This window comes from Mycolicibacterium parafortuitum, from assembly GCF_002086815.1.
Lineage (GTDB): Bacteria > Actinomycetota > Actinomycetes > Mycobacteriales > Mycobacteriaceae > Mycobacterium > Mycobacterium parafortuitum.
In genome coordinates, this window is sequence record NZ_MVID01000013.1 from 21,204 (window position 1) to 33,230 (window position 12,027).

10 protein-coding genes are annotated in these 12,027 nt (G+C 68.1%); 4 read left to right on the forward strand and 6 right to left on the reverse strand.

What is annotated here, in order from left to right; translation table 11 throughout:
- Positions 1–3: 3 nt before the first annotated feature.
- Positions 4–564, reverse strand: a complete 561-nt coding sequence (locus BST38_RS15315) for an LppP/LprE family lipoprotein (protein WP_181792067.1) — start codon at positions 562–564, stop codon at positions 4–6.
- Between the two features lie 106 nt (positions 565–670).
- Here BST38_RS15315 and BST38_RS15320 point away from each other — a divergent pair, with 106 nt between their 5' ends.
- The 3 genes from BST38_RS15320 to BST38_RS15330 all read left to right on the forward strand — a co-directional run bounded on the left by BST38_RS15320 (position 671) and on the right by BST38_RS15330 (position 4,293).
- Entirely contained in the window at positions 671–2,359 is a 1,689-nt protein-coding gene (locus tag BST38_RS15320) for a DEAD/DEAH box helicase (RefSeq protein ID WP_083144195.1), read from the forward strand.
- Positions 2,356–3,507: an acyltransferase family protein gene (locus BST38_RS15325; RefSeq protein WP_083144196.1), complete on the forward strand. Its 1,152-nt coding sequence runs from the start codon at positions 2,356–2,358 to the stop codon at positions 3,505–3,507. Before BST38_RS15320 ends, BST38_RS15325 begins: the two co-directional genes overlap by 4 nt.
- 69 nt (positions 3,508–3,576) lie before the next feature.
- A complete protein-coding gene (locus BST38_RS15330) occupies positions 3,577–4,293 on the forward strand; it encodes a siderophore-interacting protein (RefSeq protein WP_083144197.1) in 717 nt (238 codons plus the stop codon).
- Here the strand turns inward: BST38_RS15330 and BST38_RS15335 are convergent.
- The 3 genes from BST38_RS15335 to BST38_RS15345 form a co-directional block, all read right to left on the reverse strand.
- On the reverse strand, positions 4,278–4,865 hold the full coding sequence (locus tag BST38_RS15335; protein ID WP_083144198.1) for a TetR/AcrR family transcriptional regulator: 588 nt from the start codon (positions 4,863–4,865) through the stop codon (positions 4,278–4,280). The genes BST38_RS15330 and BST38_RS15335 overlap by 16 nt on opposite strands.
- On the reverse strand, positions 4,865–6,106 hold the full coding sequence (locus BST38_RS15340) for a cytochrome P450 (protein WP_083144199.1): 1,242 nt from the start codon (positions 6,104–6,106) through the stop codon (positions 4,865–4,867). The genes BST38_RS15335 and BST38_RS15340 overlap by 1 nt, the downstream gene beginning before the upstream one ends.
- Positions 6,107–6,365: 259 nt before the next feature.
- A complete protein-coding gene (locus BST38_RS15345; protein WP_237160810.1) occupies positions 6,366–6,956 on the reverse strand; it encodes an SDR family NAD(P)-dependent oxidoreductase in 591 nt (196 codons plus the stop codon).
- Positions 6,957–7,123: 167 nt separating this feature from the next.
- On the opposite strand from BST38_RS15345, the gene BST38_RS15350 reads away from it, so the two are divergent.
- Positions 7,124–9,883: an AAA family ATPase gene (locus tag BST38_RS15350; protein WP_237160811.1), complete on the forward strand. Its 2,760-nt coding sequence runs from the start codon at positions 7,124–7,126 to the stop codon at positions 9,881–9,883.
- Here BST38_RS15350 and BST38_RS15355 read toward each other — a convergent pair.
- Complete coding sequence (locus tag BST38_RS15355; RefSeq protein ID WP_083144288.1) at positions 9,880–11,334, reverse strand: ATP-binding protein; 1,455 nt, start codon at positions 11,332–11,334, stop codon at positions 9,880–9,882. The two genes, BST38_RS15350 and BST38_RS15355, sit on opposite strands and share 4 nt — an antisense overlap.
- Positions 11,335–11,371: 37 nt before the next feature.
- Positions 11,372–12,022, reverse strand: coding sequence for a nitroreductase (locus BST38_RS15360; RefSeq protein WP_083144201.1), 651 nt, complete (start codon positions 12,020–12,022; stop codon positions 11,372–11,374).
- Positions 12,023–12,027: the final 5 nt, after the last annotated feature.

Here is a 12,027-nt window from a genome sequence, read left to right on the forward strand (position 1 = left end):
ACCTCAGCCGGGCGTGTTGCCGATCAGTTCGACGCCGCTGCCGTTCCAGCGGAACCTGACCACGCTGTCGAGGCCGGGCACGCCGCTGGAGTACTTCAGCGCGATGGTGTCCCCGGTGGTCTGGGTGCTGTCGAGGTCGTTGAAGCCGTACGTGTCCGGAACACCCGTCGGGATGAACTTGCCCTGGTGGAACAGCACCGCGCGGGTGTTCGGGTTGGACTGGTTGGTGTTGGCCTTGACGATCACCGCCGACAGCTGGGCGCACTCGTTGTAGTTGCCCGCCAGCGGCTCGGGGTTCCATGCCTGACCACTGCGCGGGTCGCGGGGCAGCTCCGACACCGCCTTGGCGATCTCGGGCGCGGCCAGGTCGGTGGCGCACGGATCGTCGGCGGGCGCAGGGCCCGGTGGCGGTCCGGCGGGCGGCGGAGACGCGGGAGCCGCCGGCGCCGCGCTGACCGGCGCGGTCTGGTCCGGTGTCTTGGACACCGTGGAGTCGCCCGGACTGCACGCCGTGACGGTGAGTGCCGCCGCCACCACACAGATGTTGGTCGCCGCCCAATTCACGTTGGGCACCGTACGGCAGTCCGGGTGGCCGTGGGGCAAGGCTCGCCCGGGCCAGAAATCACCGTCGGCCGAATCATCGTCTTTCACGCACTAGACTTCTCCCTCGATGACGTCTACAAACGCGGAGCCCGACCCCGCTGCCCTGACCTTTGCCGACCTGCAGATTCACCCTGCGGTGCTGAAGGCTGTCGCCGACGTCGGCTACGAATCACCCTCACCGATCCAGGCCGCCACCATCCCGGCCATCCTGAACGGCTCCGATGTGGTCGGCCTCGCACAGACCGGCACCGGCAAGACCGCCGCGTTCGCGATCCCGATCCTGTCCAAGATCGACACCGAGAGCCGCAACACCCAGGCCCTGGTGCTGGCCCCGACCCGTGAGCTCGCGCTGCAGGTCGCCGAGGCGTTCGGCCGTTACGGCGCCCAACTGCGCGTCAACGTGCTGCCGATCTATGGCGGCTCGTCCTACGTGCCGCAGCTGGCCGGACTCAAGCGCGGCGCGCAGGTCGTCGTCGGCACCCCGGGCCGGGTGATCGACCACCTGGAGAAGGGCAGCCTGGACCTCTCGCATCTGGATTACCTGGTGCTCGACGAGGCCGACGAGATGCTGCAGATGGGCTTCGCCGAGGATGTCGAGCGCATCCTGGCCGACACCCCCGAGTACAAGCAGGTCGCGTTGTTCTCCGCGACCATGCCGCCGGCGATCAAGAAGATCACCGCCAAGTACCTGCACGATCCGGTCGAGGTCACCGTCAAGTCCAAGACCCAGACCGCCGAGAACATCACCCAGCGCTACTTCCTGGTGTCGTATCCGCGCAAGATGGATGCGCTGACCCGGCTGCTGGAGACCGAGCAGGGCGACGCGATGATCGTGTTCGTCCGCACCAAGCAAGCCACCGAGGAGGTGGCCGAGAAGCTGCGCGCCCGCGGGTTCGCGGCCGCGGCCATCAACGGCGACATCCCGCAGGCCGTCCGTGAGCGCACCATCAGCCAGCTCAAGGACGGCACCATCGACATCCTGGTGGCGACGGATGTCGCCGCCCGCGGTCTGGACGTCGAGCGGATCTCGCACGTCGTCAACTTCGACATCCCGCACGATCCCGAGTCCTACGTGCACCGCATCGGGCGCACCGGGCGTGCCGGACGGTCCGGCACGGCGCTGCTGTTCGTGACGCCGCGGGAACGGCACCTGCTCGGGGCGATCGAGCGCGTCACCCGGCAGAAGCTGGTGGAGTCCGAACTGCCGTCGGTCGACGACGTCAACGAGAAGCGGGTCGCGAAGTTCCGCGACTCGATCACCGACGCGCTGGACAAGCCCGGCATCGACCTGTTCCGCACACTGGTGGAGGGCTACGAGCGCGACCACGACGTCCCGATGGCCGACATCGCCGCGGCGCTGGCGCTGCAGAGCCGCAACGGCGAAGAGTTCCTGATGACGGAGCCGCCGCCGGAGAAGCGCCGGGAGCGGCCGGATCGTGGCGAGCGCGGCGACGCCGCGCCGCGTAAGCCGCGCGAGCGGCGCAGCGATCTCGCGACCTACCGCATCTCGGTCGGCAAGCGGCACAAGGTCGCGCCCGGCGCGATCGTCGGCGCCATCGCCAACGAGGGCGGACTGCACCGCAGCGACTTCGGGCACATCACCATCAAGATGGACCACTCGCTGGTGGAGTTGCCCGCCAAACTGTCCGGGAAGACGCTGAAGGCGTTGGAGAACACCAAGATCCAGGGCCAACTGATCCAGCTGCAGCCCGATCGCGCGCCGAAACCTCACAGAGGGAAGCACAAGACGACGTGACCGTGTTTTCTCGGCCGCCCGGTTCCGGCATCGACGCCGCCGGCGGCCTGGAGTCCGTCACGCGTGAACGCGTCTCGTCGCTGACCGGGATCCGCGCGGTCGCGGCGCTGTTGGTGGTGCTGACCCACGCCGCCTACACCACGGGTAAATACCCGCAGGGCTATGTGGGCCTGGTGTATTCGCGCATGGAGATCGGGGTGCCGATCTTCTTCGTACTGTCCGGATTCCTGCTGTTCCTGCCGTGGGTGACGGCAGCACACGCCGGCCAGGCACCTCCGTCGGTGCGCCGGTACGCGTGGCACCGGGTGCGGCGCATCATGCCCGCCTACGTGGTCACGGTGCTCGCGGCGTATCTCGTCTATCACTTTCGCACCGCGGGCCCGAACCCCGGCCACACCTGGGAAGGCCTGTTTCGCAACCTCACGCTGACCCAGATTTACACCGACGACTACCTGTATTCGTTTCTGCACCAAGGGCTTACCCAGATGTGGAGCCTGGCGGTCGAGGTCGCGTTCTACGTGGTGCTTCCGGCGCTGGCGTATCTGCTCCTGGTGGTGCTGTGCCGGCGGCAGTGGCGGCCCGGGCTGCTGCTGACCGGGCTGGTGGCGTTGGCGCTGGTGTCCCCGGCGTGGCTGTGGCTGGTGCACTCGACCGATTTCCTGCCCGACGGTGCGCGGCTGTGGTTGCCGGGATATCTGGCGTGGTTCGTCGGCGGGATGATCCTCGCCGCGCTGCATCCTCTCGGGGTGCGCGCCTACGCCGCGGTGTGCGTGCCGCTGGCCGTCGTCAGCTACCTGATCGCGTCGACCCCGATCGCGGGCGAGCCGACGACCTCACCCGCCGCGCTGCACGAGGCGCTCGTCAAGACCGCGTTCTACGCCGCGATCGCGACGCTGGTGGTTGCCCCGCTCGCGCTCGGCAACACCGGGTGGTACTCGCGATTCATGGCGAGCAGACCGATGGTCTTCCTCGGCGAGATCTCCTACGAGATCTTCCTGATCCACCTCGTCACGATGGAACTCGTCATGGTCGAGATCATGCGCAAGCCGGTCTACACCGGGTCGATGTGGCAGTTGTTCTTCGGCACGATGATCGTGACGATCCCGCTGGCCTGGGTGCTGCACCGGTTCACCCGCGTACGGACCTGACGCGGGGCGTCGACACTCACCGGAGAAGTTAGGTTATCTTGGCCTAAGTATTCGAAGGGGTGATGGTTCATGTCGGACACCAAGTTGTCACGCGGGTTCGCCGGTGCGGTGCTCAAGCTGCTGCGGGCGGGTGACTACGAGCTGACGGTGACCGGCCGCACCGAGGTCAGCCCGCACTATCTGCGGCTGAGCTTCCGCGCCGGGGGATTGCTGGACGACCGTCCACTGCACCCCACGCAGTGGGTCCGGCTGTGGTTCTCCGATGCGGGCAAGCTGCACCAGCGCGGATACACCCTGGTCAATCCCGACCCGGCCAACGACAGCGTCGACATCGAGTTCGCGCTGCACGACGGTGTCGCGTCCAACTGGGCCGAGCGCGCACAGCCGGGCGACACCATCGAGGCGACCGTGCTCGGCAGCAACTTCACGCTGCCCGAGCCGCGCCCGGCGGGCTACGTGATCGTCGGCGACACCGCGTCGCTGCCGGCGATCAACTCGCTGCTCGACGCGATCGGCGACGCACCGGCGCGGATCTTCCTGGAGGCCGCACACGACGACGACAAGCAGCTGCCGGTGCGCCGTCCCGCCGACGTGACGTGGGTGGACCGCAAGAACTCCGGCGAGGCGCTGGTCGAGGCCGTCGGCGCGGCGGCCTTCGACGCCGCCGACCACTTCGGCTGGGTCGCCTGCGACAACCGCACCACGCGCGCGGTGGCCAAGCTGATGCGCGAGGACTACAAGATCGCGCGCAAATCGATCAAGGCACAGGCCTACTGGGTCGCCTGATCGGCGCGTTGCGGAAGCACGATCGGCACGACGAACTCTTCGAGCATCGCGCGCTCGTCCGCCTCGTCGTGCCCGGGGAACAGCATCAGCGAGGTCATCACCCGGACCAGCCAGCGGGCCCGGTGCGCGACGAGTTCGGCGTCGTCGGGTCCGAGTGAGATCACGAACGCCTCGGTCAGTGCCTTGATCACCTCGGACTGCTCGGCCATCTCGGCCCCGATCGGGCGCTGGGTGGTGGCGAACCACGAGGACAGCGCCGGGCTTTCGCGCACATTGCGCAGCGAGGTCAGCATGCCTTCGATCAGTCGCTCACGCGGGTCGTCGAACGACATGATGTGCTCGGTCATCTCGCGGTACAGGCGGTAGCTCTCGCGGTGCACGTAGGCCGTGTAGAGGGCTTCCCGGTTCTCGAAGTAGCGGTACAGCGTGGCCCGTGAACAGCCTGCGGCCGCGGCGATCTCGTGCATGCCGACCGTCGCCGCCGGCTGTGCGGCGAACAGCTCACCGGCCGCGTCCAGAATCCGGTCGGCGGCGACCTCGGTGCGCCGGGCCGCCAGCCAATCGCCGGCCATCAGCCCACCACCGTGAACGGCACCGCCAGCGGGCGCCGGACATAACTGCCGCCCGACCACACGATCCCGGCGTCGTCGACCTCGAAATCCGGTATCCGGGTGAGTAGTTCGGTCAGTGTCACCCGGGACTGCATACGGGCGGCGGCGGCGCCCAGGCAGTGGTGGGCGCCGTGGCTGAACGTCAGGATGTTGCGTGGCTTGCGGGTGACGTCGAGTTCTCCTGCCGTGTCGCCGAATTGGCGTTCGTCACGGTTGCCGGACCCGTAGAGGAACATCGCCCGGCGGCCCTGCGGGATCGTCACCTCGCCGATCGTCACATCCCGGGTCACCGTGCGGCCCAGCATCTGTACCGGCGAGGTCAGCCGCAGGAACTCGTCGACGGAGTCGGGGATGAGCTCCGGTTGCTCGCACAGCAGCCTGCGCTGATCCGGTCGCTGGTGCAGCAGTTGCACTGAGCCGCCGAGCATTCCGGTGGTGGTGTCGTTGCCGCCGGTGACCATCGTGAACGTGAACGCCAGGATCGACAGCACGCCCGAGATGTCGCCGTCGGCGCCGACGCCGGCCGCGACCAGGTGTGAAACCGTGTCGTCCTCGGGTTCGACCCGACGGCGCTCGATCAGCGCGGTGAAGTAGCCCATCATCTCGCCGAGCGCATCGCCGAGAGTGCCCAGCGCGCCGCCGATTCCGCCCTCGCTGGTGTTGGCGGCGACGATCGCGTCGGTCCAGCCGTCGAACTTGCCGCGGTCTTCCTCGGGCACGCCGAGATAGTGCGCGACGACCATCGACGGCAGCGGTTTGAACAGCTCGGCGACGATGTCTCCGCCGCCGGCGGCCCTGAGGCGCTCGATCCGCTCGACCACGTATTCGCGGACCTTGGGTTCGACGGCCTCCACCTGGCGTGGGGTGAATCCGCGTGCGACGAGCTTGCGGAACTCGGTGTGCACCGGCGGATCCTGCATCACCATCGGCGGATTGTCGGCGAGCCCGATCAGCTCCAGCTCGCCGTAGTTCACCGTGAGGCCCTGCGCCGACGAGAACGTCTCGTGGTCGCGGGCCGCGGCCCAGATGTCGGCATGGCGGGACAGCACGTAGAAATCGTGCTCTGGCCGGTCGTCGGGGACGACGTGGTGCACCGGGTCGTGGTCGCGCAGCGCCCGGTACATCGGCCACGGATCACGCCAGGTGTCGGCCGTGGCCAGCTCGAACCTGGCCGGCGAGCCGTGAGACAGAAGTGCGACCATGTCTTATGGGTACGACACATTCGAGAAGATGTCAATCATTCGTGGGGTTCTCATCGATCGCGGATCTCAGTGTCGATGGCGAACGGGCAGATCTGCTAACGCTGCGCAGCGCCGGTCGGCCGGGCGCAGCCCAGCGCCGCTGATGCCGCTCCGACGTCGGTTGAGAGATTCCGGTGATCATCACCCCGACGCGCATTTGCCGGCCTCGATGTTCAGCGAGACGATGACGGAAACAGTGGCCGACGTCGTTTCGTGGTCATCACATGATGCTCGCTCCGCCATCGACGACCAGCGTGGCGCCGGTGATGAAGCTCGCGCGACTGGAGGCGAGGAAGGCGATTGCTTCGGCGATTTCAGCGGGTTTGCCGGCGCGTCCCAGGGGATTCGGCTCCGCCGGTATCCGCGTCACCACGGTGTTGACGCGGATACCCGCGGAGCCGAACTCGGCGGCCCAGGTTCGGGTCAGCGCGGCGACGGCACCTGTCGCCGCCGACGCGACGTTGACGATCGCTCCGCCACCGTGGCGGGTCATGCAGGGGGCGACCGCGGCCACCAAAAAGTACAGACCGGCCAATGCGTCAACGTCCACGACGTCGGCGTTGTTGACCAGGATGTCGACCGGCACCTGCCGGGCGAGGTGGTCGACGGATTCCAGGTCGGCCAGGTCAGCGGCGATGAACCGGGCGCCTGGACCGAGTTCGTCCACGGCGGCCCGGCCTGCGCCCGCCTGTCGGCCGCTGAGGATGAGCTGAGCACCGGCCTGCTTGAGCAGGCGTGCGGTGACCCGTCCGAGTTCCGAGGCGCAGTCGGTCACCAGGGCCGTTCGTCCCGGCTCCTCCGAAGTGCTCACAACCTGCACTCCCTTCGGTGGCATTCGACCACAGTGGCAGTCGGGGCACCGGCAGGGACCACGGAAAACGCGTAGTCCGCTGGTAGCCCTGCATCCGTCGTGCTGACGTGACAGGATTTGCCGATAACCGCGGCCGGGGGCGTGGGCTGCACCGGCGTTCCAGACAGGTGGTCATCTCGATCGTGACGGCGATCCACGACCGAAGCAGTGGGGTGTTGCCGGGCCGCACCGCCGAATGCCTGGCGCTGCGGGAGTTGTTGGACGCTCTGCGCTCCGGGCGCAGCGAAGTGCGAGTGCTGCTGGGTGAGGCCGGTATCGGGAAGACGGCGCTGCTGACGTTTCTTCGCGAGTCCGCCGCGGATTGCACCGTGTTGACCGCGGTAGGAGTCGAGTCCGACATGGAGTTGGCGTTCGCCGGCCTGCAGCAGTTGTGCGCCCCGGTGATGGATCACCGGCTGGGTTTGCCGCAACCGCAGCGGGAGTCGTTGGAGCGGGCCTTCGGGCTCATCGATACCGGCGCCGCGCCGAACAGGTTCCTGGTCGGGTTGGCTGTGCTCGGGTTACTCGCGGCCGCCGCGGCGGACCGACCCGTGGTGTGTGTCGTCGACGATGTGCAATGGCTGGACCACGTGTCTGCGCAGACGCTGTTCTTCGTCGCGCGCCGTCTGCAGGCCGAGCCCGTGGGTTTGGTCTTCGCGTCGCGTACCCCGATCGACGGCACCGCGGGGTTGCCTACCCTGGCGGTGGGCGGGCTCGACGACGGTGACGCGCGCAGGTTGTTGGAGTCGGCCTTCCCAGGACGACTGGATGCGGCGATCCTGGACCGGATCGTCGCCGAGGCGCGGGGAAACCCGTTGGCGCTGTTGGAGACTCCGAAGGACGTCACCACCCTGCACGCGGGTACCGTCAGCGCCGGCGTCGAAGAGCACTACCGCGCCCTGATCGCCGATCTGCCCGACGACACCCGAATGCTGCTGCTCGTCGCGGCCGCCGAACCGGTGGGAGACGCTGCCCTGCTGTCGCGTGCGCTGGCGTATCTGGACCTCAAACCTGCCGCGATGACGCCCGCCTACGACCTCGGTCTGATCACGGTCGACACCAGGGTGCAGTTCCACCACCCGCTGGCGCGATCGGTGGTGTACCGCTGTACCACCGGCGATCAGCGACGGCTCGCGCATGCGGCGCTGGCGGCGGTCACCGATCCCGCTGTCGACCCGGACCGGCGGGCCTGGCACCGCGCGCTGGCCGCCGACTCCCTCGACGAGCAGGTGGCACTCGAGCTGGAGAGCTCCGCAGGCCGGGCGCTGCAGCGCGGCGGAACGGCCTCTGCCGCAGCCTTTCTGACGCGCGCGGTGGAGTTGACGCCCGACCCGGCCCTCCGTGCCGGCCGCGCCCTGGCCGCTGCCGAGGCCCACCGCGAGATTGCATCGTTCGACAGCGCGCACCGCCTGTTGGCCACCGCGGCACTGGGGCCGCTGACTGACCTGCAACGAGCCCGGTCCGCGCAACTACGGACCCGACTGGCGTTCGCCTCTGCACGCGCCGTCGGTGACCCCGACGCGCTGGTGACCGCCGTGTCGCAGTTCACGGCGGTAGCGGATCAGTTGATGGCGCTCGACACAGCCCTGGCCACCGAGGCGTACCTGGAGGCCCTCAGCGCGGCGATGTACGTCGGGCGCATCGGAGACGGGTTGGCGGCCGAGGTCGCCGTCACCGCCCGCGCCGCGCTGGCGAAACTGCAGCCGAGGACCCCGCTGGATCTGGTGACCCATGCGCTGGCTCACCGGCTGGCAGTGGGTGCCGTCGAGGCGATGCCGGCCATGCGCCGCGCCCTGGCCGCGCTCAAGGAGTCCACCAGAGATTCCGGCCAGGGATGGTTCTGGCGGGCATTCCCACTCGTTCACGATTGCCTGATCCATGAGACTTGGGATGACGGCTGGCGTGACGTCTCAGCGCACGCGGTGAAGCTGGCCACCGACAGCGGGACGCTGGCGCTGCTGCCGTCGGCGCTGCTGTCGCGGGCCGGTGCAGCCGTGGAGAACGGTGAATTGGCCAAGGCCGGTGCGCTTGTCGCCGAGGCCAACGACCTGGCGATCGCCATCGACTACGCCCCGTTGAAGTACCACTGGATCATCGTGGCGGCCTGGCGGGGCGACGAAGCCGAAGCCACCCGATTGACAACGGCAGCCCTGGAATCCGGCCGGGCCCGTGGTGAGGGTCGGGTGATCGGGCTGGCGTACTACGCCACCGCCGTGCTCAACGTGGGGCTGGGCCGCTACGCCGACGCCCTGGCTGCGGCCCGTCATGCCGGTGAATACGACGACCTCGGGTTCTATCCCGAGTTGCTGGCCGAGATGGTCGAGGCTGGTGTGCGCTGCGATGACCGCGTGACCGCCGAGCAGGCCTTCGCCCGCCTACGGGCGCGGACGCGGGCGGCTGGCACACCCCGAGCCCTGGGCTCACTGGCGCGCTCGCGGGCGCTACTCAGCAGCGGCGAGCGGGCTGAAGCGCTCTACCTGGAGGCGATCGGCCATTTCGAGGCGACGTCACAGCGGATCCAGTTGGCCCGAGCCCGACTGCTGTACGGGGAGTGGTTGCGCCGTAACGGCCCCGCCACTGTCGCCCGAGTGCCGCTGCGCCTCGCCCAACAGGAGTTCGTCCAGATGGGATCGATGGCCTTCGCGGAGCGGGCCCGCCGCGAATTGCAGGCTGCCGGCCAGAAGACCCGCAAGCAGCCGACGGCCGCCGGTGATGAACTGAGCCCGCAGGAGCGGCAGATCGCCGAGCTGGCCGGCCAGGGCCTGACCAATCAGGAGATCGCCGGTCAGCTGTTCATCAGTGCGCACACTGTGGAGTGGCATCTGCGGAAAGTGTTCACCAAGTTGGGCATTCGATCGCGCCGAGAGCTCCGGCGGAAGTTCGGCTAGCCGCCCGGGGCGGGGGCCTCCAGCGGCAGGCACACGATGAACCGGGTGTCTTCCGGCCTTGACCGCACGGAGATGAGGCCGCGGTGCCGGTCGACGACGATGCGCCATACCAGATCAAGCCCGAGCCCGAGGCCTTCCCCGACGGGCTTGGTGGTGAAGAACGGGGTGAAGATGCGGTCGATGATGTCGTGCGGAATACCAGGTCCGTCATCGCAGATCTCCACCCGGATCATCGAGTCGTTCTCCCGTCGGGTGCGCACGGTCAGCGTGCCGCGGCCGTTCATCGCGTACAGGGCGTTGTCGATCAGATTGGTCCACACCTGATTGAGATCGGCGGGATAGCAGTGCAATTCGGGCAAGGTTTGGTCGAGGTCCTTGACCAGGGTGACCGGATGGCCCATCATGGCGATCCTGTCGCCGAACATCAGCACGGTGCTGCGCAGCATCTCGTGGACGTCGATGCACTGGTAGGGGCCGCGATCCATCTGAGAGTAGGGTTTGGCGCCGTTGACCACCGCGGCGATGCGGGCGCCGGCCTCGGCGATCTCCCGGATACGCATCTCGCTGTCGATGAACTGTTTGAGCCAGCTGATGGCGCACTCCAGGCACGCCGGTGCGACGGCCGCCGCGACGCGGTCCAGCCAGCTGACGTCCAGACCGGCCTCCACCAGGGTGGGGGCGTAGCGCCAGCTGTCGTCGATGCCGTGCTCGCCGAACCAGTCGCCGATTGCGTCTTCGCGGTCTGCGGCCTCCATCGGTGAGAGTGTTTCTGCTGCAGTGCTTCCGGTGATGTCAGCCTGCAGCGTCAGCAGGGCCGGCAGCGCGTCCGGGTCGGTCACCGCCAGGACACCCAGATTGCGGTGCGACTCGGCCAAGCTGTCGCGCAGGTCGGCAACGGCCCGGACCGTGGCCGCAGCGGGGTTGTTCAGTTGATGGGTGAGTCCGGCTGTCAGGGTGGCCAGGGCATGCTGCTTCTCTTGCAGGCCCAGGAGCTGTCGCTGGCGCAGCCCGCCGATCGCGGTGCTCTCCAGTAGGTGCACCGCGACGGGCCACACCGTCTGCATGAACAGAGCAAAGAAGTCGGCGGCCACCACGAACAGCCGCGACCGCCGCGTCACCCGCACGGTGACGTCGTAGACGGTGGCGCAGCCGGCGATCGCGCCGAAGTAGGTACCGCGCTCGGATGTACGGTGTAATTCGACGTCCTGGGCCCCCGACCGCTTCGTCGTCACCACGTCGCCGCCGTCGAGAAGTACGTAAAACGATTGCGCCAACCCGCCTTCCCGGCACACCGGCCCTGCGTCGACGGTGGCGATGATGCCGTTGGAGCCCAGAGCGTCGAGTTGCTCGTCGGTGAGGAACTCGAAGAGGAACACCGTACGCAACTCGTCCTTGAGGCTCTGCGACGCAACGCAGCGGCCCGGGTCGAGGAGCTCGCGCCACCCCGCCATGGGTTGGCCGGTGCGCAATGGCGGCTGCACGTCCACGTCAGTCCTCGAGAAACACGACGTTCGCGGTCACCGGATTGCGTGGCGTGTTGATGCTGTTGGCGGGAAAAGCCGGATCGGCGTAGCCGATGCAGATTCCGCACAGCACGGTGAGTTCGTCGGGAATGTCGAGTTGCTCGCGCACCACGTCCGGGTAGAGCGCGGTGGATACCTGGACACAGCTGTCGAGGCCCCGTTCGGTCAACGCCAGCAGCAGGGTCTGCAGGAACATGCCCACCCCGATGGCGTCGGGCAGCCCCAGATCGCGGTGCATACAAACGATCCCGGCCACCGGGGCGTGGAAGAAATCCCAGTTGCGCAGCTGCGCGGTCCAGCGGCCCTCGCTGTCGTCGCGAGCCACGCCCATGGCGCCGTACAGCAGGGCGCCGAGCTCGCGGCGCAGATGGCTGTGCGAGTCGGGCAGACCGAGATTCGGGGGCGGGGTGGTGCGCACCTGCTTGGCCAACGCAGCGCCGAGACGTACCCGGCGAGCACCGGAGGCCAGGAAAACCCGCCAGGGTTGGACATTGGAGTTCGAGGGTGCGCGCATGGCCAAAATCAGCGCCTCCTGCAGTAACTCCTGCGGTACGGGCTTGTCCGGCAGAAACATTCGGGAGGAGTGCCGGCGAAGCACCACGTCGTCGAAGTCCATCGTTC

What these genes read in the sequence shown, in the direction of transcription:
- BST38_RS15320 (WP_083144195.1), top strand. Translation starts at nt 671, where the DNA reads ATGACGTCTACAAACGCGGAGCCCGACCCCGCTGCCCTGACCTTTGCC.
- BST38_RS15330 (WP_083144197.1), top strand. Translation starts at nt 3,577, where the DNA reads ATGTCGGACACCAAGTTGTCACGCGGGTTCGCCGGTGCGGTGCTCAAG.
- BST38_RS15335 (WP_083144198.1), bottom strand. Translation starts at nt 4,865, where the DNA reads ATGGCCGGCGATTGGCTGGCGGCCCGGCGCACCGAGGTCGCCGCCGAC.
- BST38_RS15340 (WP_083144199.1), bottom strand. Translation starts at nt 6,106, where the DNA reads ATGGTCGCACTTCTGTCTCACGGCTCGCCGGCCAGGTTCGAGCTGGCC.
- BST38_RS15355 (WP_083144288.1), bottom strand. Translation starts at nt 11,334, where the DNA reads ATGGCGGGGTGGCGCGAGCTCCTCGACCCGGGCCGCTGCGTTGCGTCG.
- BST38_RS15360 (WP_083144201.1), bottom strand. Translation starts at nt 12,022, where the DNA reads ATGGACTTCGACGACGTGGTGCTTCGCCGGCACTCCTCCCGAATGTTT.